Origin of the sequence: Streptomyces sp. P9-2, from assembly GCF_051903975.1 — a bacterium.
GTDB lineage: Bacteria > Actinomycetota > Actinomycetes > Streptomycetales > Streptomycetaceae > Streptomyces > Streptomyces cellulosae.
Genome location: NZ_CP192633.1, coordinates 6742634 through 6768274, shown reverse-complemented (window position 1 = coordinate 6768274; position 25641 = coordinate 6742634). Strand labels below are relative to the sequence as shown.

Annotated in this window: 21 protein-coding genes and 1 pseudogene; 16 read left to right on the top strand and 6 right to left on the bottom strand. The window is 72.1% G+C overall.

Annotated features, from left to right (window positions below; translation table 11 throughout):
• Positions 1–51 precede the first annotated feature (51 nt).
• A pseudogene (locus tag ACQY0Z_RS30690) lies at positions 52–402 on the bottom strand (oxidoreductase); the annotation flags it as partial.
• Between the two features lie 21 nt (positions 403–423).
• Between ACQY0Z_RS30690 and ACQY0Z_RS30685 the strand changes: the two are divergent.
• Both ACQY0Z_RS30685 and ACQY0Z_RS30680 read left to right on the top strand, forming a co-directional pair.
• Positions 424–816, top strand: a complete 393-nt coding sequence (locus tag ACQY0Z_RS30685) for a MerR family transcriptional regulator (protein ID WP_439813155.1) — start codon at positions 424–426, stop codon at positions 814–816.
• A 224-nt stretch (positions 817–1040) separates the two neighbouring features.
• A complete protein-coding gene (locus ACQY0Z_RS30680) occupies positions 1041–2705 on the top strand; it encodes a TlrC/CarA/OleB/SrmB family ABC-F type ribosomal protection protein (protein ID WP_439813154.1) in 1665 nt (554 codons plus the stop codon).
• Positions 2706–2804: 99 nt separating this feature from the next.
• Here ACQY0Z_RS30680 and ACQY0Z_RS30675 read toward each other — a convergent pair whose 3' ends face one another.
• The 3 genes from ACQY0Z_RS30675 to ACQY0Z_RS30665 form a co-directional block, all read right to left on the bottom strand.
• Entirely contained in the window at positions 2805–4130 is a 1326-nt protein-coding gene (locus ACQY0Z_RS30675) for an SWIM zinc finger family protein (protein ID WP_439813153.1), read from the bottom strand.
• Positions 4127–7060: an SNF2-related protein gene (locus ACQY0Z_RS30670; protein WP_439813152.1), complete on the bottom strand. Its 2934-nt coding sequence runs from the start codon at positions 7058–7060 to the stop codon at positions 4127–4129. The genes ACQY0Z_RS30675 and ACQY0Z_RS30670 overlap by 4 nt, the downstream gene beginning before the upstream one ends.
• A 225-nt stretch (positions 7061–7285) precedes the next feature.
• On the bottom strand, positions 7286–7966 hold the full coding sequence (locus ACQY0Z_RS30665) for a ScbR family autoregulator-binding transcription factor (RefSeq protein ID WP_189900839.1): 681 nt from the start codon (positions 7964–7966) through the stop codon (positions 7286–7288).
• Between the two features lie 146 nt (positions 7967–8112).
• On the opposite strand from ACQY0Z_RS30665, the gene ACQY0Z_RS30660 reads away from it, so the two are divergent.
• From ACQY0Z_RS30660 to ACQY0Z_RS30640, 5 genes are all read left to right on the top strand, one after another.
• Positions 8113–9630 (top strand): DUF4246 domain-containing protein, encoded by a 1518-nt coding sequence (locus ACQY0Z_RS30660; protein ID WP_189900837.1) that lies wholly within the window; start codon positions 8113–8115, stop codon positions 9628–9630.
• 627 nt (positions 9631–10257) lie between these two features.
• Positions 10258–10638 (top strand): hypothetical protein, encoded by a 381-nt coding sequence (locus ACQY0Z_RS30655; protein ID WP_439813151.1) that lies wholly within the window; start codon positions 10258–10260, stop codon positions 10636–10638.
• 87 nt (positions 10639–10725) lie between these two features.
• A complete protein-coding gene (locus tag ACQY0Z_RS30650) occupies positions 10726–11595 on the top strand; it encodes an AraC family transcriptional regulator (RefSeq protein WP_439813150.1) in 870 nt (289 codons plus the stop codon).
• Between the two features lie 303 nt (positions 11596–11898).
• Positions 11899–13125 carry an acyltransferase family protein gene (locus ACQY0Z_RS30645; protein ID WP_439813149.1) on the top strand — a complete coding sequence of 409 codons (1227 nt, stop codon included), beginning with the start codon at positions 11899–11901 and terminating at the stop codon, positions 13123–13125.
• A 142-nt stretch (positions 13126–13267) separates the two neighbouring features.
• Positions 13268–13861: a dienelactone hydrolase family protein gene (locus tag ACQY0Z_RS30640; RefSeq protein ID WP_439813148.1), complete on the top strand. Its 594-nt coding sequence runs from the start codon at positions 13268–13270 to the stop codon at positions 13859–13861.
• 4 nt (positions 13862–13865) lie between these two features.
• On the opposite strand, the gene ACQY0Z_RS30635 is transcribed toward ACQY0Z_RS30640, so the two are convergent.
• The gene (locus ACQY0Z_RS30635) at positions 13866–14861 is read right to left on the bottom strand and encodes an SDR family NAD(P)-dependent oxidoreductase (RefSeq protein ID WP_189900830.1); all 996 of its coding nucleotides are present in this window, start codon (positions 14859–14861) and stop codon (positions 13866–13868) included.
• Positions 14862–14945: 84 nt separating this feature from the next.
• Between ACQY0Z_RS30635 and ACQY0Z_RS30630 the strand changes: the two genes are divergently transcribed.
• From ACQY0Z_RS30630 to ACQY0Z_RS30620, 3 genes are all read left to right on the top strand, one after another.
• Positions 14946–15887 (top strand): AraC family transcriptional regulator, encoded by a 942-nt coding sequence (locus tag ACQY0Z_RS30630; RefSeq protein ID WP_189900828.1) that lies wholly within the window; start codon positions 14946–14948, stop codon positions 15885–15887.
• A gap of 162 nt (positions 15888–16049) precedes the next feature.
• A complete protein-coding gene (locus tag ACQY0Z_RS30625; protein ID WP_439813147.1) occupies positions 16050–17507 on the top strand; it encodes a Gfo/Idh/MocA family protein in 1458 nt (485 codons plus the stop codon).
• A 100-nt stretch (positions 17508–17607) separates the two neighbouring features.
• Entirely contained in the window at positions 17608–18570 is a 963-nt protein-coding gene (locus ACQY0Z_RS30620) for an NEW3 domain-containing protein (RefSeq protein ID WP_439813146.1), read from the top strand.
• Between the two features lie 14 nt (positions 18571–18584).
• Here the strand turns inward: ACQY0Z_RS30620 and ACQY0Z_RS30615 are convergent, their stop codons facing one another.
• Positions 18585–19397 (bottom strand): DeoR/GlpR family DNA-binding transcription regulator, encoded by an 813-nt coding sequence (locus tag ACQY0Z_RS30615; protein ID WP_019523589.1) that lies wholly within the window; start codon positions 19395–19397, stop codon positions 18585–18587.
• A 302-nt stretch (positions 19398–19699) separates the two neighbouring features.
• Here ACQY0Z_RS30615 and ACQY0Z_RS30610 point away from each other — a divergent pair, with 302 nt between their 5' ends.
• The 6 genes from ACQY0Z_RS30610 to ACQY0Z_RS30585 are packed head-to-tail and all read left to right on the top strand — an operon-like array spanning position 19700 to position 25630.
• On the top strand, positions 19700–20956 hold the full coding sequence (locus ACQY0Z_RS30610; RefSeq protein WP_439813393.1) for an extracellular solute-binding protein: 1257 nt from the start codon (positions 19700–19702) through the stop codon (positions 20954–20956).
• Positions 20957–20990: 34 nt separating this feature from the next.
• Positions 20991–21926 carry a carbohydrate ABC transporter permease gene (locus tag ACQY0Z_RS30605; RefSeq protein WP_439813145.1) on the top strand — a complete coding sequence of 312 codons (936 nt, stop codon included), beginning with the start codon at positions 20991–20993 and terminating at the stop codon, positions 21924–21926.
• A complete protein-coding gene (locus ACQY0Z_RS30600; protein WP_189900822.1) occupies positions 21926–22828 on the top strand; it encodes a carbohydrate ABC transporter permease in 903 nt (300 codons plus the stop codon). The genes ACQY0Z_RS30605 and ACQY0Z_RS30600 overlap by 1 nt, the downstream gene beginning before the upstream one ends.
• A 53-nt stretch (positions 22829–22881) precedes the next feature.
• Entirely contained in the window at positions 22882–23832 is a 951-nt protein-coding gene (locus ACQY0Z_RS30595) for a sugar isomerase (RefSeq protein ID WP_189900820.1), read from the top strand.
• Between the two features lie 39 nt (positions 23833–23871).
• On the top strand, positions 23872–24807 hold the full coding sequence (locus ACQY0Z_RS30590; protein WP_189900818.1) for a hexose kinase: 936 nt from the start codon (positions 23872–23874) through the stop codon (positions 24805–24807).
• Positions 24788–25630: a class II fructose-bisphosphate aldolase gene (locus ACQY0Z_RS30585; protein ID WP_189900817.1), complete on the top strand. Its 843-nt coding sequence runs from the start codon at positions 24788–24790 to the stop codon at positions 25628–25630. Before ACQY0Z_RS30590 ends, ACQY0Z_RS30585 begins: the two co-directional genes overlap by 20 nt.
• Positions 25631–25641 lie beyond the last annotated feature (11 nt).

Genomic DNA, 25641 nt, shown 5'->3' with positions numbered 1-25641 from the left:
GAGACCGGGCGCCTGCGCGGCCGAGGGGCGGGTGTAGTGGTCCGCCGGGGGTCAGCTGAGGGGGGCGGTGCCGGTGGCCGCGACGGAGAGTTCCCACAGGCGTGCCGCCGCGGCCGGGTCGACGGCGTGGGCGCGGACCCAGCCGCCGTCCACCGGGCCCTGCTCGTCGGTGACCCGGGCGACCTCGCAGTCCTCCAGGTAAAGGCCGCCGCGTCCGGCCAGGAGCGGGGAGGTCGCCGCCCACAGGCCGGTCGCGGCGCCCTGGGAGGGGCTCTTGAAGCCCTTGCCGATCACCGTGCCCTGCTCGTCGACCCAGCCCAGCTCCATCTGCTCACGGTGGGTCAGCTCCCTCTGGAGGCCGGTGATGATGCTGCCCGGGTGCAGGGCGAACGCCCGGACTCCGCATCGCTCGGCATCGGTGAGGTGGCCGAGCGGACCGGCCTGAGCGTTCATGCCCTGCGGTTCTACGAGCGTGAGGGGCTGCTGGCCGGCCCCGTGCACCGCACCGCGGGCGGACGCCGGCGTTACAGTGCCGCGGACGTGGAGTGGCTGGGGATCTGCGTGCGGCTGCGGGAGTCCGGGATGCCGCTGGCCGGGCTGAAGCGGTTCGCCGCGCTGGTGCGGCAGGGGCCGGGCAACGAGGCGGAGCGGCTGCGGCTGCTCGACGCCCATCAGCGGCGGGTGGAGGACTGGATCCGCGCGCTGGAGGAGTGCCGGTCGATCATCGCCCGCAAGGTCGGCGTGTACGCCGAGCATGTCGCGCGGGGCACCGCGGCGGGGGTGTGGGATCCGACGGTCGGCGTGGACCGCCCGTAAGCGGGGCGCGGGCCGGGGGTCACCCCCTTCGTTTCGGCGGACCGAGACGTATCGTCTTGCCAAGGGGGGGAGGGGGCGTACTGTCCTGTCCATGGGTTCCCTGTGAGACTGCCGGCGCCGACCGCGTAGAGCTGTGCTCCGCCGTCGTCGCGCCTCGCCGCGCAACCGTCCACCCCTTTGTCAGGCCGGGGGCTTTGCCCTGTTCGGCCAGGAGGGAACCGATCTTGCACACCGCACAACTCACCCTGCGCAACGTCACCAAGGGCTACCCCGGCCGTACCGTTCTGGACGACGTCTCCTTCACCTTGAAACCCGGCGAGAAAGCGGGGCTGATCGGCGACAACGGTGCCGGCAAGTCCACACTGCTGAGGCTGGTCGCCGGTCAGGAGCGGCCCGACAGCGGGGAGGTTGCCGTCCTTGCCGCCGGCGGTGTCGGTTACCTGCCGCAGTCCCTTCCCCTGCCGCCGGATGCCGCCGTCCAGGATGCCGTCGACCTGGCTCTGGCGGACCTGCGGGCCCTGGAGGCCGAGCTGCACCGGGCCGGGCGGGCACTCGAGGCCGCAGGTGACGCCCCGGGCGCGCTCACCGCGTACGAGGAGCTCCTCGCCCGCTACGAGGCCCGGGACGGGTACGACGCCGACCACCGGGTGGACATCGCGCTGCACCACCTCGGCCTGCCGGGGCTGCGCCGCGAACGCCCGCTGGGCGCCCTCTCCGGCGGTGAGCGCTCCCGGCTCGCCCTGGCGGGCGTCCTGGCCGGCCGGCCCGAGCTGCTGCTCCTGGACGAGCCGACCAACGACCTCGACGACCGGGCGGTCGAGTGGCTGGAGGCTCAACTGCGGGCGCACCGGGGCACGGTGCTCGCGGTCACCCACGACCGCGTGTTCCTGGAGCGCCTGACCACCACGATCCTGGAGGCCGAGGAAGGAAAGGTCACCCGCTACGGCGACGGGTACGACGGTTACCGCACCGCGAAGGCGGCCGAACGGCGCCGCCGGATCCAGGAGTACGAGGAGTGGCGCGCCGAGCTGGCCCGCAACGAGCGGCTGGCCGCCGGGCACGCCGCCCGGCTCGGCGTCATCCCGCGCAAGGCGCCGCTGGCGAACTTCGGCCACGGCGGTTTCCGGGCCCGTGGCCGGGCGCACGGCGCGATGGCCCGCATCCGCAACGCCCGTGAACGGGTGCAGCGGCTGACCGCCGACCCGGTGGCGCCGCCGCCCGAGCCGCTGGCGTTCATGCCCCGCATGGCGGCGCCCGGGGCCGGCCCGGAGGGGGACGCCGGGGCCGCTTCGGCGGAGCTGCCCGCCGTGCACCTGGCGGACGTGCGCGTGGACGGCCGGCTGGAACTGGGTGCGCTCACGCTCGGCCGCGGCGGGAGGCTTCTGGTCACCGGTCCCAACGGGGCGGGCAAGACCACGCTGTTGAAGGTGCTCGCCGGTGAACTGCGGCCGGACCGGGGCACGGTACGGGTGCCCGGCCGGGCGGCGCACCTGAGGCAGGACGAGACGCCGTGGCCGCCCGGCCTGACGGTGGCCGAGGCGTTCGGGCTGGGCCGCGTGGGCTCCGCAGACGAACACGCCGACGCCCTGCTCGCCCTCGGCCTGTTCCGCCCCGCGGACCTGCGCTCACGCATGGGCGAACTGTCCTACGGGCAGCGCCGACGGGTGGACCTGGCCCGGCTGGTCACCGAACCCGCCGACCTCCTGCTGCTCGACGAGCCGACGAACCACCTGTCACCGGCACTGGTCGAGCAGTTGGAGGAGGCACTGACGGGATATCCGGGGGCGATCGTTCTGGTCACCCATGACCGTGCGCTTCGGGGGCGGTTCGAGGGTGAGCGGCTGGAGTTGGCGCGGCGGGAGGCGGGGGCGGGGGTACGGGTGGAGTGACTGACGGCCGGGCGTGCCCGTGCCGTGCCGCCTGCCGACGGTGAGCAGGGCGAAGGAGGGCGCGGCAGGGCGCGACGGGCGCGGGTCTGCGTCACGGCTTCAAAGTTGACCGTCGGTGCTCGACTCGTCGTCGTCCGCGGCCAGGCCGGTCAGGTCGGCGAGGGTCTCGGCCGGGTCGGTGGACGGGGGGCCCGCAGGCCACCAGCCGGTGTCGCGGTGGCGGTAGGGGTACCAGCGGCCGTCGTGAGCCAGGCGGAGCTGGAGGCCTCGGTCGGTGAGGGTCCAGTGGTTGCCGTCGACGGTGATCGGGGGAAGTTCCTCCGCCTCCCAGGCAGTTGCGAGTGCGGTGCGGGCTTGGGCGGTCTGCTGTTCGGGCGGGGCCCAGGAATGTTCCAGGACGTCCAGCGCGGCCCGGCCGCCGGTGCGCCACGCGGCAGCCGCGCGGTCCAGGTCCTCGGCAGAACGGCCGCAGCCCTCGCGGAGGCGCTGCACGGCGCGCGGGTCGGGGTGGGTGGCTGCCAGGCGGACCGTGTCCTCCCAGGTGTCGAGGGGTTTCGGGGGTGCGGTGCCGAACCCGTGGGCGTATGCGAGGAGTTCGCGGGCGCGCAGGGCCGCGTCCGCGGCGAGGCGGTCCAGCGGGTCGGCCTCGATGCCGGTCAGTGGTTCCTCGGGGGCGGCGGGCGGGTCGGGCAGCGGTGGCAGGGCGGGCAGTGGGGTGGCGGGGCGGGTGTAGGCCGCGCGTTGGGCGGCGTAGGTGTCGGGGGGCGGCGCGGCTTCCTCTGGCTCGGTCCCCACCGGCTCCCCCGGCTCGTCGGGGCCGGTCAGCGCCCTCAGCAGCAGTGCCGACTTGAGTTCCTCGACCGCTTCTTCCGCGGTGCGGCCGCGGAGCAGGAGCAGCAGCCAGGGGTCGGTGTCCAGCAGCCAGGACAGCTGGTAGGCGAGGGCGGTGGCGTGCGGGCAGGGGTGGTCGAGGGCGTCGCAGTCGCACTCGGCGTCGAGGTCGCCGTAGCCGGGCAGCATGCGGACCCGGGCGTCCTCGACGGCCTCCAGCAGGTCCTCGGGGAGGTCGCCGGCCAGCAGCGCCTCCGTCTCGGCGGGGCGGTCGGCGGTCTTCTCCCAGAGCAGGTCCCACTCGTCGTCGTCCAGCACCGTCAGCGTCAGCCGCGTACGGTACGTCTCCTCGCCGCCGTACACCTCCGCGGCCACCTGGCCGGGGCTGACCGTGATGGGGCCGATGCGGCCGGTGCGGGCGAAGGAACGGCCCTTCCTCAGGGGGCCTTCCTCCGGCCAGACGTCCTCCACGGCCTCGGTCCACCGCGCGGCCCAGTAGGACTGACCCCGGGTACGGCCGCCTCGGCGTGCGGCGAAGGCGGGGAAGCCCCGTGCGCCATGGTTCCGTGCGCCGCTGCCCTGTGCCTCGCTCATGCCATGCTCCTCAGTTCCACCAGGTTGGCCAGCTCGTCGTTGGTCAGCTCGGTCAGGGCCTGCTCGCCGGAGCCGAGGACGGCGTCGGCCAGTTCTTTTTTCGCCTCCAGCAGGGCCGCGATGCGGTCCTCGACGGTGCCCTCGGCGATCAGCCGGTGCACCTGGACGGGCCGGGTCTGGCCGATGCGGTGGGCGCGGTCGGTGGCCTGGGCCTCGACGGCCGGGTTCCACCAGCGGTCGTAGTGGACGACGTGGTCGGCGCGAGTGAGGTTCAGGCCGGTGCCGGCCGCCTTCAGCGACAGCAGGAAGACGGGGAACTCGCCGTCCTGGAAACGCCGTACGAGCTCCTCGCGTTTGGCGACCGGGGTGCCGCCGTGCAGGAGGGCGGCGGGGGTGCCGCGGTCGCGGAGGTGGCGTTCGAGGAGGCGGGCCATGGTGACGTACTGGGTGAAGACCAGGACGGCGCCGCCCTCGGCGGTGATGGTGGCGAGGAGTTCGTCGAGCAGCTCGAGTTTGCCGGAGCGGCCGGTGAGTCGGGCGTTCTCCTCCTTGAGGAACTGGGCGGGGTGGTTGCAGATCTGCTTCAGGCCGGTGAGCAGCTTCAGGACCAGGCCGCTGCGGGCGATGCCGCCCGCGCCGGCGCGAATCTCGCCCATCACCGTCTCGACCTGCTCGCGGTAGAGGGTTTCCTGTTCGGAGGTGAGGGCGACCGGGCGGTCCGTCTCGGTCTTGGGCGGCAGTTCGGGCGCGATGCCCGGGTCGGTCTTGCGGCGGCGCAGCAGGAACGGCCGTACCAGCTCCGACAGGAGGCGGGCGGTGGGCTGTTTCCCGTCGCCGTTCCCGTTTCCGTCGGCGGTGAGGGTGCGTTCGGCCTCGATGGGGGCGATCCAGCGTGTGCGGAACCGGCCGTGGGTGCCGAGGAGTCCGGGGGTGGTCCAGTCGAGGACGGCCCACAGTTCGGAGAGGTTGTTCTCCACCGGGGTGCCGGTGAGGGCGATGCGGGCGCGGGCGCCGATCCGACGGAGGGCCTTGGCGGTGGAGGAATGGGGGTTCTTCACGTGCTGGGCCTCGTCGGCGACGACCAGGCCCCAGGGATGCGCGCCGAGCCGGCCGGCGTCCAGGCGCATGGTGCCGTACGTGGTGAGGACGAAGCCCTCGTTCGCGCCGTCCAGAGTGCGGCCGGGGCCGTGGTACCGGCGTACCGGGGTTCCCGGCGCGAAGCGGCCCACCTCGCGTTCCCAGTTGCCCAGCAGGGAGGCGGGGCAGACCACCAGGGTCGGGCCACGGTCCTCGGGGCGTTCCTGGCGCAGCAGGTGCAGCGCGATGAGCTGGACGGTCTTGCCCAGGCCCATGTCGTCGGCGAGGCAGCCGCCGAGGCCCAGGGAGGTCATGCGGTCCATCCAGCGCAGGCCGCGTAGCTGGTAATCACGCAGGGTGGCGGTCAGACGGGCGGGCGGTTGCACCGGTCCGTCGCCGCCGTCGGGGTCGGCGAGGGCGCGGCGCAGGGCGTCCAGCCAGGCGCTGGGCGCCACCCGTACGCGTTCGCCGCCGATGTCGGTGTGGCCGGTGAGGGCGACGGCGAGGGCCTCGATGGCGGTGAGCGGCGGCAGCCTGCGATCGCGGGCCTTGCGGGCGATGCGGGCGTCGACGAGGATCCAGCGGCCGCGCAGCCGGACGACGGCCCCGCCGGCGGCGACGGCCGCCGCCTCGTCGTCGGTGAGGGGGGCGCCGTCGAGTTCGAGGTGCCAGCGCAGGTCGACGGTTCCGTCGCCGCCGAAGAAGGACCGCGGGTCGGCGGGCGGTTCCCGGTCGGCGCCGGCCACCGCGCGGGCGGTGAGCGCGCCGGCGGACGTCTCCGGCCAGGTGACGTCGATGCCGTGCCCGGCGAGCCGGCCCGCGGCCCCGCCGAGGAGGTCGCGCAGTTCGTCGTCGGCCAGGTGCAGGGCGGTGGGGACGGGCAGCAGGCGTTCGAGCGGCTGCCACACGGCCTGGGCGCGGCGGACGGCGAGGACCATGTCGGCCTGGGCCCGCGGTCCGAGCGCGTGGTCGGCGCGGGCGAACAGCTCGTCGGCGTCCAGGGTGAGGGTGGGGTCGGCGAGGCTGTGGGCGCGGGGGATCAGGCGGGGGCGGGGCGGCTGCGTGGCCGGGTCGGCGCCGGGGGTGGCGTCGCCGAGTTCGACGCGCAGGGACATCCTGACGCCGGAGTCGAGGCCGGCGGAGATCTCCTCGGCCCAGGCCCGCAGTTGGGGCACATGCTGGGGTGGAGTCGCGGCGAACGCCGCCCGTCCGGTGGCGAGTTCGGCGGCGGGGGTGCGTGGGAGGGTGTCGGCGACCGCGTCCAGGAAGGCGCGTACGAGCTCGGCCGGGTCGGTGCCGGGGACGGCGACGGCTTCGCCGGGGGCGGCGTCGGCGAGGGCGCGGATGCGGGCGATGTCGTCGGCGTCGAACGGGCCCGCGCGCCAGGTGTCGTAGCCGGCCGGGGAGACGCCGGGGAGGAGCCGTTCGCGGGCGGTCAGATGCAGGGCGAGGGCGGTGACGGCTCCCCAGAAGGCGGTGGCGGGACGAGGGGTGGGTGCGGGATCGGAAGCGTCCGCGGCGGGCGTGGCGGGGGCGGTCTCGGTCGGGTCGGCGGGCACGGCGGCCGTGGGCGGATCGGAGGCCGCGGGGGTGGCCGTGCGGCGTGCGTGGAGGAGGGCGGGCAGGGCACCGGCCGGGGTCAGGCGAAGGACCGGCACGGTCCGGACGGTGAAGCCGTCCCCGTCGGGGACCACGAGGTCCGCTTCACCCGGTTCACCGCCCGGCAGTGCCGGCGGGGCGCCGCCGGTGGGGTCCCAGAAGGCGATCCGGCCCGTGCGGGCGGGGTCCCCCGGTTCGAACACGGCCGCGCAGCACGCCAGTTGCGCGGCCTGCTGCGGTGTCATCCACTCCATGCGTTCCGACTCTCCCCGTCTTCGGTACCGGCCTGCGCCAGTTCAGAACTGCCGATGATGCCTCACCGCCGGCCGACACCCTGGTCACGATGCCCGCAGAGGGCGGCGCGAGGATCGGACGACCCCTCTCGAAGCTCGACAAGGATTTATGAACCGCGCAGACGGTTTGTCAAACATCCCTGTGTGTCAGCGCGTTGAAGCACCACCAGCCGCCCGGGGGGTCGGTCAATCCGCCGTCACCGGCTCGGCCTCACGGTTCGCGCTCGCCGCCTCCTCGTACACCCGCGCCCCTCGTTCCGGGGAGAAGTCCAGCTGCACGAGGACCGCGGGAACCGCGATACCCGCCATGAGGTGGCGCTGCAGGTCGGCCACCCGCTCGACGAGATCGGCCCGGCCGGTCATCAGCTTGGACAGGATCTGGACACCGGTGAAGGCCCCGACGAACATCTTCGCTGCGGCGACGACGTCCACACCCGGCAGCAGCTCTCCGTTGGCACGGGCCGCGGAGAGGATCTCGGCATTGTGCTCGATCCAGCCTTCCATCGGCGCACGGCGGTCCAGGCCGTCCTGAGGAGACCCCTGTTCGACCGTCAGCCGCACGCTGCCACGGACGAGCGGCTCCCCCGCTGCCAGCATGTGGGCGAGCACGAGCGCCTCGTCCAGACCTTGCTGCAGCGCCAGCTCGCGCCGGGGCACCCCGGGCACGGACGTCAGCTGCTGGGCCAGGACGGCCTGCGCCAACTCCTCCTTCGAGGAGAAGTGGAAGTACAGGGCGCCCTTGGTCACCTTGGCGCGCCGGAGAATGGCCGAGATGGTCGCCGCCTCGTAGCCGAGCTCGTCGAACACCTCGCCCGCTGCCCGCAGAATGGCGTTCCGCGTCCTGACCGCTCGTTCCTGCTGCGCCATCCCGTGCCTCCGCCGTTCCTGCCCTGCCGCACCCCTGGAAAAAAACCGGCAGGTTCGTATCTTAGTCCCGCTCAGGGCGCGTCGGCGTTGTCAGTCCGCTGCCGTAGTGTTCCCGGCGCTCGTACCGACTGGGGAGGTCAGAGGAATTGACTGGGCTGTCCGCTTTTCCGTTGCCGTTCGCGGCAAGCCGTACCTCATCGTCCATCGCGCCTCGGACGTTGCGGGAGATCGAGATGATGCAGTGCAGCGCGCAACTGCGGTCGAAACCGCGGTGGTTCGAGAAGATGCGTGATGCCGGCATCGTCGACCGGTGGACGCAGGAGGCGCTCGTGCAGGGGCTCACCGAGGCGCAGGTGCGGTATGTGATCGACGAGCTCGCGCACTACGCGGCGCTGCGGGACGAGGAGACCGGGGCCGAGGTGTCGGCCGTGGACGGGGTGTGGCAGTCCGACACGCTCGTCGACGACGGGCTCCGGAAGCGGCTGCGGGAGGCGGTTCGGGTACTGGAGGAGGTCCCCGAGGAGGAGCGGGACTGGCATCCCGGGTCCGACGGCCAGGTGCTCGACCTTGTGCACCCCTCGCTGTTCTGCCTGGTGAGGGGGGTCAGCGGGGTGTCCGGGCGGGCCTGGGAGAATCCGACCGACAGCTACTCGCGGTACGAGTTCTCGGAGAAGTTCCAGTGGCTGCCCACGGACGCCGACGTGGACGACGACGGACGGGTCGGCTTCCGCTCGTACGTGAACAACGTGCACCCGGAGAAGCACCGTGACCTCGTCGAGGTGTTGCCGGAACTGGTCGCACGCATGGTGCCGTTGTGGGAGAACGTCCTCTCCGACCTGCGGTGCCGGCGTCCGCTGCGCATGGTCGCCGACGAATACAACTGGTACGAGTCCGACGAGTACGAGGTACCGGAGCCCGAGGAGGACGACTTCGAGGACAAGGAGGCGTACGAGAAGGCCCTCGAGGCGTGGGAGTCGGCGGAGGAGGAGTGGTACGACAACCGCCGGCCGATCCTTCCGGACGCTCCCGAGTTCAGCCCGCCGCAGGTGCCCGAGGGTTCCGACCGGGTGAGTCTGCGGGGCCGGCGGCTGCAGGTGATCGTCAAGCTCGCCACCATTCACCTCACCCCGGACAAGCCCGAGTACGCGGGCGGCTCCTGGCACGTCGAGGGCATGCTCAACGAGCGGATCGTGTCCACCGGCATCTACTACTGGGACAGCGAGAACATCACCGAGAGCCGGCTCGGTTTCCGGGCGGCCGTCGACGAGCCCGACTACATGCAGGACGATCACACCGGCATGCGGGAGGTGTACGGGCTGGAGAACGAGGGTCCTCTGAACCAGTTCCTCGGCTCGGCGGCCACTCCGGCGGGCCGCTGTCTCGCCTTTCCGAACGTCTTGCAGCACCAGGTCGGCCCGTTCCGGCTGCAGGACCCCACCCGGCCCGGGCACCGCAAGATCCTCGCGGTCTTCCTGGTCGACCCGTCACAGACCGTCGTCTCCACGTCCGACGTGCCGCCGCAGCAGCCGTGGGCCGACACCTCGACCATGACGCTCGAGCAGGCCAAGGCCTTCCGTGAAGAGCTCATGCACGAGCGCAAGTTCTTCGTCGACGAGCACAACCAGCAGCTCTTCGAGCGGGAGTTCTCGCTCTGCGAGCACTGAGTCGCCGCCGCGGTGCCCGCCAGGTGGCCTGACGCGCCTGCCGGGCACCGGCCGAATGTCAGTCCCCGGTGTCGGCGTGGGAAGCGCTGAAGTGAGCGGCACGTCAAGGGGTGCTGACCGCCTACCTGTGCCACCACAACGCCGTCACCTACTCCTGCGCCTACGCCGAGCTGCAGTTCGCCGACCGCCGTGCCGCGGTGGGACCGGCCGCCGTGCTGTGGTAGGACCGGCGGACGTGTGGGTTGAGTTGCCGCGTCGCGATTGTTGGAGGACGTGACACGGGAACGGATGCGGTGATGTCGAGGGAAGGGGGACGGGATGACAGGGCGGGTGCAAGCGCGGTTCTGGGGCGGAGTGGTGGTGCTGCTCGGCGTGGCTCTGCTCGTCGGGCTTCTGGGGCGGTCGTCGGGTGAGAGTGGGGGCGGCGGAACCGAGGCTGCGGTTCCTGACTTCTCCGTCGAGCCCGGGCCCTCGGGGCAGCCGGTCGCTCCGAGCAGCCCGGTGCCGGTCACCACGGCCGAAGAGCGGTTCGACCTCTTCTCCTTCAGGGGCATCTGTCAGGGAGAAGCACCGCGACCCGTTCCGAGGGCGGCGCGTGTGTCGGCGTCGGGGTTGCACCCTTTGGTGGTGCATGTCAACGGGCTGTTGCATCAGTTCTCGGGCAGCGGCGACCGTGATCGCGTCGACCCCTTCACGCCGTTGCCCGAGCAGGTACAGCTCGTCGCCTGCGCCGAGTACCAAGGGCGGGGGAAGCTGCTGAAGGAGTGCCGATACACCGCCCCCGACGCGGCGCCGCGGACGATCACCCACTACGAGGGCCGGTACCGGATGCGGGTGTACGAGGCCCGTACCGGGCGGCTGATCGGCACCCAGGGCATGGCCGGGCAGACCTCGGTCAGTTGCACGCCCTTCGTGAAGGAGGGAGCCGACAGCGTGGTGACCGAGGCGCCGGACGACGCGGCTCTGCGTGCGGTTCTGGGGCCGTACGCGCGTGGTGCGCGCCCCTGAGCCCCGTCGCGCGTGATCGGATCGGTCCGCAACGGTCGGGCCCGGTCAGGGGGCCCGCTGCCAGGGTCGAGGGCGAAAGGAGGCCTCATGATCTCGGCACTCAACCAGCTCGTCGATCTCGTCGAGGAGCACCTCACCGAGGAGCTCGACCTCGAAGGGCTCGCGGCGGGGCTCGGGACCACCGAGTACCACCTGCGCCGGATGTTCTCGTCCTTGGCGGGCATGCCGCTCTCGGAGTACGTCCGGAGGCGGCGGATGACCGTCGCCTCCGGTGACGTCGTCCGGGGTGAGGAGGACCTGCTGGAGATCGCCGTCCGGTACGGGTACGGCTCGCGGGAGGCGTTCGGACGTGCGTTCCGGGCGGTTCACGGCGCCGGTCCCGCGGAGGTGCGCCGCGACGGAGGCCCCTTGCGTACACAGCCGCAGCTCAGGTTCCGCCTGACCGTCGAAGGGAGCACTCCCATGGACACCCGCCTCGTCGACCGCCCCGCGTTCCGCCTGGTCGGACACTCCACCCGGGTCCCGCTCATCCACCGCGGGGTCAACCCGCACATCCAGCAGCACATCGCCGCCATCCCTGCGGAGGAGCACCGGTGCCTGAAGGCTCTGAGCGATTCCGAGCCGGCCGGTCTGCTCCAGGTCACCGACGACGCCGACCCTGACGGGCGGGAGGGCACCGAGCTGACCTACCTGCACGGTGTCGCCGTCGGCACGGGGACGCCCGTTCCGGACGGGCTCGACGTCATCGAGGTGCCGGCGGGCATGTGGGCGGTGTTCCGTACCAGCGGGCCGCATCCCGAGGCCCTGCAGACCGCCTGGGCGGCGACCGCGACCGAGTGGTTCCCCTCCAACCCGTGGCGGCTGCGGCCGGGCCCCTCGGTCGTCGCGGTCCTCGAGCGGGCCGACGACTTCAGCACGGCGACCTGCGAGCTGTGGCTGCCCGTCGAGTCCGCGTGACGCCACCACGGGGCCCCTAGTGCCGTACGGGGGACGCGGAGGTGAGCGCTCGGGCCGACGGTCGGTGTCGGCCCGAGCGCTTCCCGGTCGCCGTACCCGGCCCGACGTGGGCATTCGATCCTGTGCGCTTACTATGATCCCGCCGTTCTCGCGGACATGACACCGCTCCGGTTCCCTTTCCCCCCACCGTGCGGAGCGGTCTGTCTCGAACGCTGCCTGCAGCAAAGGGATTTACCCCTTTTTGTCAGAGTGTCGTCAGAACTTGCAGCGTGGGAGACGTACGTGCGCAGAGTCAGGAGACCCGTGAGACCGCCCGCGGAAGGTCGTCGCGGGCCGCGTGGTCAGCAGGAGCGGGGCAACCGGATCGTCGTTCTCGACGCACTGCGGCTCGTCGCGGCGCTGATGGTGGTGTTCTACCACTACGTCGCCTTCGGCGAGGGGTGGGACGGCCCTCAGGCCCAGCTCTTCCCTGTCCTGTTCCGCCCCTCCGCCTACGGCTGGCTCGGCGTCCACCTCTTCTTCATGATCAGCGGCTTCGTCATCTGCATGAGCTGCTGGGGACGCACGGTGCCGGACTTCTTCACCTCCCGCGTGATCAGGCTGTTCCCCGCGTACTGGCTGGGCGTGCTGGCGACCACCGCCGTGGTCACCCTGGTGCCGGGCGGCCTGGCGCCTCAGGCGTGGCGTGACGTGCTGGTCAACCTGACCATGCTCCAGTGGCCGGTCGCCGTCGAGCACGTCGACGGCGTGTACTGGACGCTCTGGGCCGAGCTGCGTTTCTACCTGCTGTTCGCCCTCGTGGTGTGGCGGGGTCTGACCTACCGGCGTGTCGTCGCGTTCTGCTGCGTGTGGGCGACCGCCGCGATACTGGCGAAGGGCTACGGCTCGGGTCCGCTGAGCGACCTGCTCATGGCGCAGTACTGCTGGTTCTTCATCGCCGGTCTGGCCTTCTACCTGATCCACCGCTTCGGCCAGAACATGCTGCTGTGGGGCATCGTCGCCCTGTGCTTCGCGATGGGGCAGCTCACCGCGGTGCGCGGGTGGCGCCGGACGCTGCAGTACGTGGGGCACAACGTGCCCAGCTGGGGTGTCGCGGTACTGATCACGCTCTTCTTCGCCGTGATGGCGGGGGTGTCCCTCGGCTGGTTCCGCCGCGTGAACTGGCGCTGGCTGCCGGCCGCCGGGGCGCTGACCTACCCCCTCTACCTGCTGCACGAGTCCATCGGCTGGGAGATCTTCCACCATCTCCAGGACCGGGTGGACCGCTGGGTGCTGCTCGGTTCCACGGTGCTGGGCATGCTCCTGCTGGCCCACCTGGTGCACCGCTGGGTGGAGCGGCCGGTGTCACGGCGGCTCAGGACGGCGCTGAACGCCTCGTTCGCGCAGATGCGGGCCGGCGACGCGGGCGCGAAGGGCCGTACCCCGCCGGGCGGCGGTCCCCGGACCGTCATCGGCCACAGTGGCGTGACGCTCCCCCAGCAGCGTGGTCCTGAGCTGGAGGGCGCCCCCGCCGCAGGAGCCGTGCACTGAGTCGTTGTCACTCAGGCGCGCGCCACGCCCGGTACGCGCCGGCCCTCGGAAAACCGAGCGCTGTTCGATTATTTTCGAATAGCCTGAGGCGTCACATCAGGGTGGGGCGCGGCAGGCGCTCGCACAGGCGAGGAGTTCCGGCATGGCAGAGGTCGTACTGTTCCACCACGTCCAGGGGCTGACTCCCGGGGTGGTCGCCTTCGCCGACGAGCTCCGGGCCGCGGGGCACACGGTCCACACCCCCGACCTGTTCGAAGGGCGCACCTTCGACTCCCTGGAGGAGGGGATGGCGTACGTGCGGCAGGTCGGGTTCGGGGTGGTCGCCGCGCGTGGTGTGCGCGCGGCCGACGGTCTTCCGCGTGAGGTCGTCCACGTCGGCTTCTCCCTCGGGGTGGTGCCCGCTCAGGAGCTGGCGCAGACGCGGGCCGGGGCGCGGGGCGCGTTGCTGATGCACGCCTGCATCCCGGTGTCCGAGTTCGGCGCTGAATGGCCCAAGGGCGTGCCGGTGCAGGTGCACGCGATGGAGGACGACTCCTTCTTCGCGGAGGACGCCGAGGCCGCCCGTGCGCTGGTCGCGGGGTCGTCCGACGCCGAGTTGTTCCTGTACCCCGGGGAGCAGCACCTTTTCGCGGACTCCTCGCTGGCCTCCTACGACCCGGACGCGGCCCAGCTCCTGACGCGGCGGGCGGTCGAGTTCCTCGACGCCGTCGACCGCGACGGCGGCGACCCTCGCTGAGCGGTCAGGGAGTGCGGAGAGCCTGGGTCGCGTACTCCCAGAGGCGGTCCGCCGCTGCCGGGTCGACGGCGTGGGCGGCGACGCCGCCCGTCGGGTCCTCGGCGTCCGTGACGATCGGCGCCTCCTGGTTGTCCTCGAAGTAGCGGCCCGTCACCCCTTCCAGGAGGGGTGACGCGGCCAGCAGCACCGAGGTGGCGGCACCCTGCGCGGGCGTCTTGTAGTACGGCAGCGGCGTCACGTTGCCGTCGTCGTCCATCACGCCGAACGCGCGCATCGTGTCGTCGTCGAGGTGCCGCTGCAGATTGGTGAGGACGTAGCCGGGGTTCAGCGCGTTGGCCGTGATGCCGTCGGCGGCCCAGCGGCGGGCGCCGGCCACGAGCAGGACGCCGGCGGACTTCGACTGCCCGTACGCGGTCCAGGGGTCGTACGGCCTGTGCTCGAAGTGGGGGTCGTCGAAGTCGAAGGGTGCGTTCAGGTGGGCGCCCGAGCTGACGGCCACGATGCGGGCGGAGCCGGCTGCCCTGAGGGACGGGTGCAGCCCGGTGGCCAGGGCGAAGTGGCCCAGGTAGTTGGTGGCGAGCTGCGTCTCCCAGCCGCGGGAGGTGAGGGTGCGCTCGGGCAGGGCCATGATTCCGGCGTTGGCGACCAGGATGTCGAGCGGGCCGCGCCAGTTCCGTACGAAGGCGTCGACCGAGGTGAGGTCGGAGAGGTCGAGGGGCGCGGTGCGCACGGGACCGGCGCCGTCGACGGCGGCCAGTTCGCGCACGAGCGGCTCGGCTGTCTCCGGGCGGCGTGTGGCGACGGTGACCTCGGCGCCGGCCTCGGCCAGGGCCCGTACGGTCTCGGCGCCGATGCCCGAGGCGCCCCCGGTGACCACGGCCCGGCGGCCGGTGAGATCCACGCCCTCGATCACCTCCCGAGCGTCGGCGCGGGCGGTGAAGGGGGTGGTGTGGAGAGGGTGATCGGCCGCGTTCCGGGTGGCCGGGGTGTTCGTCGTCATGCTTCGACGCTACGGCGGGCAGGCTGGACGGGCTATGGTCGAACGTCCCGCACTTTTCAGCCATCGTCCGACTCGGAGGTCGCCATGGATCCGCTGGAGGATGTGCTCACCCTGCTGGACACCCGGAGTCAGCTGTCCGCGAGCCTGGCGGCGGGCGGGCGCTGGGCGCTGCGGTTCGACGCTCCGCAGGGGGTGAAGTTCAACGCGGTCCGGCGTGGCTCCTGTCTGCTGGAGGTCGACGGGGTGGACGGGCCGATCCCGCTGGCGGAGGGCGACTGCTATCTCCTCGCGCGTCCGCGGCCGTTCGTCCTGCGCGGCGATCCCGCGACCGCGCCGGTGGCCGCCGGGCCGGTGTTCGCCCGGGCCGAGGGCGGCGTCGCGCGGGCGGGTCAGGGCGACGACGTGTTCCTCGTCGGCGGGCGGTTCTCCTTCGGCGCGCGCGCCCAGGAACTGCTGCTCGACCGGCTGCCCCCGGTCGTCCACGTCCCGGCCGGCACCCCGCACGCGGACACGGTGCGCTGGGCGCTCGACGCCATCGACCGGGAGCTGACCCGCGGGGAGCCGGCCGCGGGTCTGGTCGCCGAGCATCTCGCCGTCGTCATGCTGGTCCATGTGCTGCGGCTGCACCTCGCGCGCGATCCGCACACCGCCTCGGGGTGGCTGGCCGGGCTGTCGGATCCGGTGGTCGCCGCCGCGCTGGCCTCGCTGCACCGCGAGCCGGCGCGGTCCTGGACCGTCGCGGAGCTGGCGCGGGAGGCCGCGGTGTCCCGCTCCACGCTGGCCGCCCGCTTCAAGTCGGCGGTCGGGCAAGGCCCGTTGGAGTACCTGACTCGCTGGCGCATCGAGCTGGCAGCGCGGCAGTTGCGTCAGGGGAGCACGACACTCGCCGTCGTCGCCCGGTCGGTGGGGTACGGGTCGGAGAGCGCCCTCAGTGTCGCTTTCAAGCGCGTCACGGGCGTGTCTCCCGGCGACTATCGGCGGCGTCCGGCAGGGCAGGCGTCACCGACGGAGGCGCCGCCGTCCTGAACCGCGCCGCACGCGGAGGAACGCACCGGTCCGCGACGACTGTTTGCGCGTTCCTGCTCGAAGTGACGACTCTTCAAGCATCTATTGACATGTCTACGCCGCTCCCGCCAGAGTCGGTGCCGCCAGTGATGCCCGGTCGTCCGATCGAAGGAGCGTTCACTCATGCCCGAACTCCCCCCTGTTTCCCGCCGATTGGTCCTGGGAGGTGCGCTGGCCACCGGTGCGGCGGCCGCCGGTGTCGGCGCGGCGCACGCCGCTCCGGCCTCCGCGGCCGGTGCGGCGGCCGGCGGTGACGCGCCACTGCCGGCGCCCACTCCCCCGCGCCGTCGTGGTCAGCGCTCGATGATCGACGTGCCGTTCGACGTCCACGAGACCGTCCGCGTCGGCATCATCGGGCTCGGCAACCGCGGGTCCGGGATGGCCGAGGGGTGGGCCGCCGTCCCCGGGTGCCGGGTGACCGCCGTCTGCGACATCCGCGCCAACCGGGCGGCCTCCGTCGCGAACCGGCTCGTCGCCCTGGGCAAGCCGCGTCCCGCCGAGTACGGCGGATCCGCGGACGCCTACGCGCAGATGCTGAAGCGGGACGACATCGACCTCGTGTACATCGCCACGCCCTGGGAGTTCCACCACCGGCAGGGCAAGGCCGCCCTGGAGGCCGGCAAGCACGCGATCGTCGAACTGCCCGTCGCCACCGAGCTGGACGAGCTGTGGGACCTCGTCGACACCTCCGAGCGCACCCGCCGGCACCTGATGCTGTCGGAGAACTGCTCCTACGGGCGCAACGAACTGGCCATGCTCAAGATGGCGCACGACGGGCTGTTCGGCGACGTCACCAACGGCCACGGCGGCTATCTGCACGATCTGCGGGAGCTGCTGTTCTCCGACACGTACTACACCGACGCCTGGCGGCGGATGTGGCACACCCGCAGCACCGCGTCGTTCTACCCGATGCACGGCCTGGCGCCGATCGCCGCCGCGATGGACATCAACCGCGGTGACCGGATGACCGTGCTGCGGGCGACGGCCACCGAGCCGAAGGGGCTCGCCGACTACCGGGAGCGTTTCATCGACCGGTCCCATCCCTCGTGGAAGGAGACCTACATCAACGGCGACCTCGTCACCTGTCTGATCGACACGGCTCAGGGGCGGGTCGTCCGGGCGGAGCACGACGTGAGTTCGCCCCGGCCGTACAGCAGGATCAACAGTCTGGCGGGCAGCCGCGGGATCTTCGAGGACTACGCGGGCACCTCGGCCACCGGAGGGCGGATCTACGTCGAGCCGGACCACAGCGGGCACTCCTGGCGCGACTTCGACTCCTACCGCAAGGAGTTCGACCACTGGCTGTGGAAGAAGATCGGTGACGACGCGGCGAACAACGGCGGCCACGGCGGCATGGACTACGTGCTGCAGTGGCGCACCGTGCAGCTCATGCGGGCCGGTCTGGTGCCGGACATCGACGTGTACGACTCCGCCGCCTGGTGCGCGCCGGTGCCGCTGAGCGTCAAGTCCCTCGCCGCGGGCGGCCGTCCGGTGGCGTACCCGGACTTCACGCGCGGTTCCTGGGTCAACCTCCGCATGGGTCTGGACTCGCGTGAGTCGGCCATGCCTCCCGTCGCCTGAGCGGCGTTCCGGACCACCGACCGAAGGAGCAGGACGTATGCACGCTTCCCGATGGCTCAGACCCGTCAGATCCCTCAGGCCGTTGCGTGCGGTGAGGGCCGTGGCCGTGGCGGCCTCGCTGGCGCTCGTCGCCGCGCCCGCCGCCTCCGCCGCCGAGCCTCCGGCGGACCCGCCGGCCGCGCGGACCGAGGTGTCGGTGTCGCCCGTCGACCTGGACGGGCCGGCGATCTCGACCGTGACCGTGAGTGTGAGGAATGCCGGGCCGCAGCGGATGCGGTCGCTGAAGGTGACGTTCGCCGGGCCCGTCGGCTGGGCGGTGCAGCCGTCCGTGGCCTCCGTGTCCGGTTCGCTCGGCGTGGGCGACTCCGCCCGGGCCGAGTTCCGCATCCGGGTGCCGGAGAAGCGGCCCGGGTTCGTGGTGCGGACGTTCACCGCCACGGCGGCGTACAGCGGCGGTGACGGGGCCGGTTCGGCGACCGGGACCCGTACCGAGGTCGTCGGCAGTCCGCTGCCCGGTCTCGCCGCCGCCTACAACAACGTGGGCGTCACCGACGAGAGCGACACCGCGCCCGGCGACTACGACGGGGACGGCAACAGTTTCTCCGCGCAGAAGCTGGCCGACGTCGGGCTGACGCCGGGAGCCACCGTGCGCGCCCTGGGCGCCGACCTCACATGGCCCGACGCGGAGCCGGGCACGCCGGGCAACGTCTCGTCCGCCGGTCAGGCGATCACGCTGAGCGGTCAGGGCAGCCGGCTCGTGTTCCTCGGGTCGGGCGTCGGCAGCGCGGCCACCAGCACGGCCACCGTGCACTACACGGACGGCACCAGCAGCCGCGGCCAGTTCGGCTTCCCCAACTGGTCGTTCGACCCGGCCGACCGGCACGGCGCCACGCTCGTGGCGTCCGCCGACGGCCGCAACCGGCCGGACGGGTACGGCAACGCGGGGATCGCCTACCGGATCTTCGCCCACTCGGTGCCGTTGGACCCGTCGAAGCAGGTGGCGTTCGTGGTGCTGCCGTCCAACGCGAACGTCCACGTCTTCGCGACGGCCGTCGCTCCCTAGGGCGCGGGAGCAGGTCAGACGGCGTGGACCTTGATGCCCGCGTCGGTGAGGCGGGCGGCCGTGTCGGCGGGCAGACCGGAGTCGGTCACCAGCACGTCGACGCGGTCCAGGCCGCAGATCCGGGCGAAGGCGCGCCGGCCCATCTTGGAGGAGTCGGTGACCACGATGACGCGGCGCGCCCGTTCGGCGAACAGGCGGCTGACGCTGGCCTCGTCCTCCTGGTGGGTCATGAGGCCCAGCTGCGGGTCCACGCCGTCGACGCCGAGCACGGCGACGTCGAGGACGACCTCGTTGAGGACGCCCACGGTGAGCGGCCCGACGAGTTCGTACGTCTGGGGGCGGGCGACGCCGCCGGTGACCACGATCTTCACCTGGGGGCGTACCGCGAGCTCGCCGGCGATGTTGAGGGCGTTGGTGACGACCGTGAAGGCGGGCGCCGACGTCTCGGCGGGTTCGCGGCGTCCCCGTCCCTCGCGGCTGCCGCCGGCCCTGAGGGCGAGGGCGCGGGCCACCTCGGTGGTGGTGGTGCCGCCGTTGAGGCCGACCACGTCGCCGTCGGCGATCATCCCGGCGACGGCGGTGGCGATGCGCTGCTTCTCGGGGGCGTGCCGGGAGGACTTGTAACGCAGGGGCAGTTCGTAGGAGACGCCGTGCGCGATGGCGCCGCCGCGGGTGCGGACGAGCATCTGCTGCTCGGCCAGCTCGTCGAGGTCGCGTCGGATGGTGGCCGGGGAGACGTCGAGTGCGGCGGCCGCGTCCTCGACCTCGATCCTGCCCTCGCCGGCCAGCAGTTCCAGCAGCTTGCTCCAGCGATCGTGCTTGGACATGTGTCGGACTCCCTCGGCCTCGGTACTGCGCTCCGGACACGGTAAGGGACGCGCCGGGCTGCGGTGCCCCACGGAAGCACCGTGCGTGATTCTGCTCGGAACTTCGTCACTCTGCGCACATCAACGCAGTCGAAGTGCCCGATTTTGGCAACGGTCGGATAACGGCATATGGACCTGACCTGCGGTTTGCCTGAATACTTCCCGGCACGACAGATGCTCATTACTGCTCGTACAGCTCATTGATTGAGCATGTTCACGCACTTCTTGTGGAGACAAGGCGGTAGACGGCAGTGAAGAAGAGAATGCTCGTCCTCTCGGCGGCCTGTGCGGCCGGCGCCCTGGTCCTGACCGCGTGCGGCGGCGGTGGCGCCGGGGAGTCCGCGGACGGATCCGTGACCCTGAAGCTGGTCGCGGCCGACTACGGCGACAAGGCGTCCAACAGCTCCACCGTCTACTGGGAGGACGTGGCGAAGCGCTTCGAGGCCGCCAACCCGGACATCAAAGTCGATGTGCAGGTCGTCAACTGGAACGACATCGACGCACAGGTCAAGACAATGATCCAGAGCGGCAACGTGCCGGACGTCCTGCAGACCGGCGGCTACGCCGACAAGGTCGCCGACGACATCCTCCACAAGGCCGAGGACGTGCTGTCCCCGGCCACCCTGGACAACCTGGTCGACACGTTCGCCGAGGCCGGCGAGGTCGACGGCGTGCAGTACGGCATCCCCTTCGTCTCCTCCGCCCGCGCCCTGTTCTACAACAAGAAGCTCCTCGCCGACGCCGGCGTCACCGAGCCGCCGAAGAGCTGGGCGGACATCAAGGCGGCCGCCGAGGCGCTCAAGAAGAAGAACCCGGACGTCGTCCCGTACGCGCTGCCCCTCGGTCCCGAGGAGGCGCAGGGCGAGACGCTGATCTGGGAGCTCGGCAACGGCGGCGGCTACACCGGCGAGGACGGCGCGTACACCCTCGACAGCAAAGCCAACGTCGAGACGTTCCAGTGGCTGCGCGCCCATCTCGTCGAGCCGGGACTGACCTACGGCAACCCGGCCGCCACCGACCGCAAGACGGCGTTCGCCGACTTCGCCGCGGGCAAGGTGGGCATGCTCAACGGTCACCCGTCGCTGATCCAGATGTCGAAGGACGGCGGTGTCGACTACGGCGTCGCGCCCATCCCCGGCAAGGACGGCGCGCTCGACTCGACGCTCGGCGTGGCCGACTGGGTGATGGCGTTCAAGGACAGCGGTCACCAGGAGGAGATCAGGAAGTTCCTCGACTTCGCGTACTCGAAGGAGAACACGCTGAAGTTCGACGAGATGTACAACCTGATGCCCGTCACCGAGGACACGCTGCAGGAGATGACCTCCAGCGGCAAGCACAAGGACCTCGAGCCGTTCTTCGAGCTGCTGCCGAAGGCGTCCTTCTACCCGCTGGGCGACACCAGCTGGGACGCCGTCTCCGCGGAGATCAAGAAGAGCGGCGGCACGGCCGTCGGGGAGGACCCGGCCAAGGTGCTCGGCGATCTGCAGAAGAAGGCCGAACAGATCGCGGCGAACCAGTAGTCCGCACGGCACCGACACACGGAAGGCGCTCCCCGTGTCCAGCAATGTCACCTCCGGCGGCCGCAGGCCGCCCCGCTCGGGCCGGAGCGGCACCCGCCGCTCCGGCCTCGGCCGGCTGGGGCCGCTCCCCTGGATCGGCCCCGCCGTACTGCTCATCGTGGTCGTCGTGCTGTGGCCGGTCTACGAGATGGTCCGCACCTCGTTCCTGAAGATCAGCGTCAGCGGCTTCGTCCGGGGCTGGGCGGGCCTGGACAAGTACCGCCAGCTGTTCGACGAGCCGGACCTCGGCTCCGTCATCACCGCCACCGTGGTGTGGACCGTCGGCGTGGTCGCGCTGACGATGGTGCTGTCCCTGGGCCTGGCCCAGCTGTTCAACCAGCGGTTCCCGGGGCGCCGGCTGACCCGGTGGGCGCTCATCGCCCCGTGGGCGGCGTCCGTGCTGATGACCGCCATCGGCTTCAAGTGGATGCTCGACCGCACCGCGGGCGTGCTGAACACGCTGATGACCGACCTCGGCATCGTCGACTCCCCGAAGGACTGGCTGGGCGACCCGTCGACCGCCTGGCCGTGGATGATGTTCGTCGCGGTCTTCGTCTCCCTGCCGTTCACCACGTACACGCTGCTCGCGGGGCTGCAGACCGTGCCCGGCGAGGTGTACGAGGCGGCGCGGGTGGACGGGGCCGGCGTGTGGCAGACGTACCGCCGGATCACGTTGCCGCTGCTGCGGCCGGCGTTCCTGGTCGGCGTGGTCATCAACCTGATCAACGTCTTCAACTCGTTCCCCGTGATCTGGGGCATGACGCGGGGCGGCCCGGACAGCGACACGGCGACCACCACAGTGTTCATGTACCAGCTCAAGAGCTCCGACATCGGGGAGTCCGCGGCCATGTCGGTCGTCAACTTCGCCCTGGTCGTCGTGATGGTGGCGGCCTTCCTCAAGGCCAGCCGCTGGAACCAGGAGGAGGCGTGATGGCCCAGCAGACGATCCCCGCCGCCGTCGACACCCCCAAGTCCGCCTCCACGGCCTCCAGTGGCCGTCCCGTGCGTCCCCGGCGCGCGCTGCGGCCCCGCACGGTAGTCGTGGCCGCCGTCGCCTGGCTGATCGCCGCCGTGTTCCTGCTGCCGTACCTGCAGATGGTGATCACCGCGCTGCGGCCGGCCTCCGAGCTGCGCGACGCCACCTATCTGCCGGACCGGTTCGCCTGGTCCAACTTCGTCGACGTGTGGCGGGAGTCGAACCTCGGCGGCAACCTGCGCGTCACCCTCCTCGTGGCCGGCGGCTCTACGCTTCTGGTGCTGCTCGTCGCGATCCCGGCCGCCTACTACACGGCCCGCGTCAAGTACCGCGGGCGCAAGGTGTTCCTGCTGCTGGTGCTGGTCACCCAGATGTTCCAGCCGACGTCCCTGCTGGTGGGCCTCTACCGGGAGTTCTACCAACTGGGCATGCTCAACTCGGTGTGGACCCTGGTGCTGTGCAACGCCGCGTTCAACCTGGCGTTCGCGATCTGGATCCTCACCGCCTATTTCTCCGCCATTCCGGTGCAGTTGGAGGAGGCAGCGATGATCGACGGGCTCGGCCGGGGCGGCGCGCTGCTCCGGGTGACGCTGCCGCTGGCCATGCCCGGTGTCGTCACCGCGGTCATCTTCACCTTCATCGCCGCGTGGAACGAGTTCGTCATGGGCCTGACCCTGTCCACCGTCCCGGAGAGCCAGCCCCTGACGGTCGGCATCAACAGCTTCATCGGCAACTACACCGTGCAGTGGAACTACCTGTTCGCCGCGTCGGTGATCGCGATCGTGCCCGTCGTGGTGCTCTTCGCCTTCATCGAACGCCACGTGGTGTCCGGGCTGACCGCCGGCTCGGTGAAGTGACCGGCCGGCCGCGCCGTAACCCCCCTCCCCCGTTCCTGAAGGAGCACATCGCCTTGACCGCCATCAGTTCGTCCCGCACCTCGGCCGAGATCGCCTCCCAGCCCGCCGTGTGGCGTCAGGCCGCCACGTCCCTGCCACGCCAGACGGGGGCCCTGCCGAGGCGGGGCGAGCGCGTCGCCGTCGTCGGCTGCGGCACCTCGTGGTTCATGGCCCAGTCGTACGCCGTGCTGCGCGAGACCGGCGGCCACGGGGAGACCGACGCCTTCGCCGCCTCGGAGTTCCCCGCCGGCCGGCGCTACGACCGGGTGCTCGCCATCACCCGGTCAGGAACCACCACCGAGGTGCTCGACCTGCTGCGCCGGCTCAAGGGGACCGTGGCGACGGGCGCCGTCACCGCCGACCCGGACACCCCGGTCATGCGGGCGGCCGACGCCGTCGCCGTCCTGGACTTCGCGGACGAGGAATCGGTCGTCCAGACCCGCTTCGCCACCGCCAACCTGGCGCTTCTGCGGGCCCACCTGGAGGCGGAGGACGCACTGCCCGCCGGTGTCCTGCCGCTGGACGCGGCCGTCAAGGACGCCGAGCGGGCGGTGACCGAGCCGCTCGACGCGGCCGTGGTGGGCGCGGAGCAGTTCACGTTCCTCGGTACGGGCTGGACGTGCGGGCTGGCGCTGGAGGCGGCGCTGAAGATGCGGGAGGCGGCGGGCGCCTGGACGGAGGCGTACCCGGCGATGGAGTACCGGCACGGCCCCATCAGCATCACCGGTCCCGGGCGCGTGACGTGGGCGTTCGGGCGCCTTCCGGAGGGCCTGGCCGGTGACGTCGACCGGGTCGGCGGCACCCTGGTCGCGGACTCCACCGGCACGGCCGGCGGTCTCGACCCGCTCGCCGACCTGATCCGCGCCCAGCGGCTCGCCGTGGCCTGCGCCGAGGCGCGCGGCTACGACCCGGACCGGCCCCGCAACCTCACGCGGTCCGTCGTCCTCCAGGACGGTCATGTCTGAGGTCACCGACCCCGGTCGCGGGGTTCGGGGGTGGCGGCCGTGATCCTCACCGTCACTCCGAACGCCGCCCTCGACGTCACGTACGGCGTCGACAGCCTGCGCCCGCGCACCTCGCACCGGGTCGGGGCGGTCCACCGGCGGGCCGGGGGCAAGGGCGTCAACGTGGCCCGGGTGCTTGCCGGACGGGGGCGGGCGGTCACCGTGACCGGGCTCGTGGGCGGACCCACGGGCGCGCTGATACGCGAGGACCTGCGGGGCGTGCCCGGGTTGCGTGACGCACTCGTGCCGGTCGCCGGGGAGTCGCGGCAGACCGTGACCGTCGTGTCCGGTGACGACGGGGACGCCACCGTATTCAACGAGCAGGGGCCGCAAGTGAGTTCGGCTGAGTGGCGGGCGTTCACCGACTGCTTCGCGGAGTTGGTGCGCGAGGCGTCGGTGGTGGCGCTCTGCGGGAGTCTGCCGCCGGGGCTGCCGACCGACGTGTACGCCCAACTCATCGGTCTGGCATCGGAGATGGGGGTGCCGACCGTGCTGGACACCAGCGGCGCCCCGCTGCTCGACGCGCTGGGCGCCCGGCCCGACGTCGTCAAGCCCAACGCGGCCGAACTCGCCGCGGCTACCGGCTGCGAGGACGCCGGGGCGGGCGCGGAGCGGCTGCGTGCCCTCGGCGCCCGGTCCGTCGTGGTGTCCTCCGGCCCCGAAGGGCTCCTCGCCGTCACGCCCGACGGCCGTCGGCGTGCCGTGCCGCCCGAACGGCTGGCCGGCAATCCCACCGGGGCCGGCGACGCCTGTGTCGCCGGCCTCGCGGCGGGGCTCGCCGACGGCGCCGACTGGGGCGACGTCCTGCGCGAGGCCGTCGCCCTCTCGGCCGCCGCCGTCGCCTGCCCCGTGGCCGGTGACGTCGACGCCGCTGTCCACGAACGTTTCCGTACCACTGTGACCGTGGAGGACCTCCATGCCCCTCAGCCCCACTGACGAGATCGTCGGCCCCGCCGCCCGCGCCGGCGTCGGCGTGGGGGCGTTCAACGTGGTGCAGCTCGAGCACGCCGAGGCGATCGTCGCCGGAGCGGAGGCCGCGGGCCGGCCGGTGATCCTGCAGATCAGCGAGAACACCGCCCGCTACCACGGCGGCCTCGAGCCGGTCGGTCTGGCGGCCCTCGCCGTCGCGCGCGCCGCGCTCGTCCCCGTCGCCGTGCACCTCGACCACGCGGAGTCCGTGGACCTCGTGCACGAGGCCGTACGGCTCGGCTTCTCGTCCGTGATGTTCGACGCCTCCACGCTCCCCTACAAGGAGAACCTGCGGGAGACCCGGGAGGTCGCCGCGTACTGCCATGCCCGGGAGGTGTGGGTGGAGGCCGAGCTGGGCGAGGTCGGCGGGAAGGACGGGGCGCACGCTCCCGGGGTGCGGACCGATCCGGCGGAGGCACGGGACTTCGTCGCCGCCACCGGGGTCGACGCGCTGGCCGTGGCGGTGGGCAGCTCGCACGCCATGACCACCCGGGACGCCGTGCTGGACTTCGCGCTCATCGCGGCGCTGCGTGACGCGGTGGGCGTGCCGCTGGTGCTGCACGGGTCGTCGGGTGTGGCGGACGCGGAGCTGGCGCGGGCGGTGGCGTCCGGGATGACGAAGGTGAACGTCTCCACGCACCTGAACAAGCAGTTCACGCGGGCCGCGCGGACCTACCTGGACGCGCACCCGTCGGCGGTGGATCCGCGCAAGTACCTGGGTCCGGCGCGGGATGCCGTGGCGGAGGCGGTGGCGCATCTGCTGGGGGTGCTGCGGGGCGGGCGGGACTGAGCCGCGCGGGT

Excerpts from the sequence above, each read along its gene's own strand:
- ACQY0Z_RS30670 (WP_439813152.1), bottom strand. The coding sequence starts at position 7,060 with ATGGAGTGGATGACACCGCAGCAGGCCGCGCAACTGGCGTGCTGCGCG.
- ACQY0Z_RS30600 (WP_189900822.1), top strand. The coding sequence starts at position 21,926 with ATGGCCCAGCAGACGATCCCCGCCGCCGTCGACACCCCCAAGTCCGCC.
- ACQY0Z_RS30625 (WP_439813147.1), top strand. The coding sequence starts at position 16,050 with ATGCCCGAACTCCCCCCTGTTTCCCGCCGATTGGTCCTGGGAGGTGCG.
- ACQY0Z_RS30650 (WP_439813150.1), top strand. The coding sequence starts at position 10,726 with ATGATCTCGGCACTCAACCAGCTCGTCGATCTCGTCGAGGAGCACCTC.
- ACQY0Z_RS30640 (WP_439813148.1), top strand. The coding sequence starts at position 13,268 with ATGGCAGAGGTCGTACTGTTCCACCACGTCCAGGGGCTGACTCCCGGG.
- ACQY0Z_RS30610 (WP_439813393.1), top strand. The coding sequence starts at position 19,700 with ATGCTCGTCCTCTCGGCGGCCTGTGCGGCCGGCGCCCTGGTCCTGACC.
- ACQY0Z_RS30665 (WP_189900839.1), bottom strand. The coding sequence starts at position 7,966 with ATGGCGCAGCAGGAACGAGCGGTCAGGACGCGGAACGCCATTCTGCGG.
- ACQY0Z_RS30615 (WP_019523589.1), bottom strand. The coding sequence starts at position 19,397 with ATGTCCAAGCACGATCGCTGGAGCAAGCTGCTGGAACTGCTGGCCGGC.
- ACQY0Z_RS30635 (WP_189900830.1), bottom strand. The coding sequence starts at position 14,861 with ATGACGACGAACACCCCGGCCACCCGGAACGCGGCCGATCACCCTCTC.
- ACQY0Z_RS30585 (WP_189900817.1), top strand. The coding sequence starts at position 24,788 with ATGCCCCTCAGCCCCACTGACGAGATCGTCGGCCCCGCCGCCCGCGCC.
- ACQY0Z_RS30630 (WP_189900828.1), top strand. The coding sequence starts at position 14,946 with ATGGATCCGCTGGAGGATGTGCTCACCCTGCTGGACACCCGGAGTCAG.
- ACQY0Z_RS30675 (WP_439813153.1), bottom strand. The coding sequence starts at position 4,130 with ATGAGCGAGGCACAGGGCAGCGGCGCACGGAACCATGGCGCACGGGGC.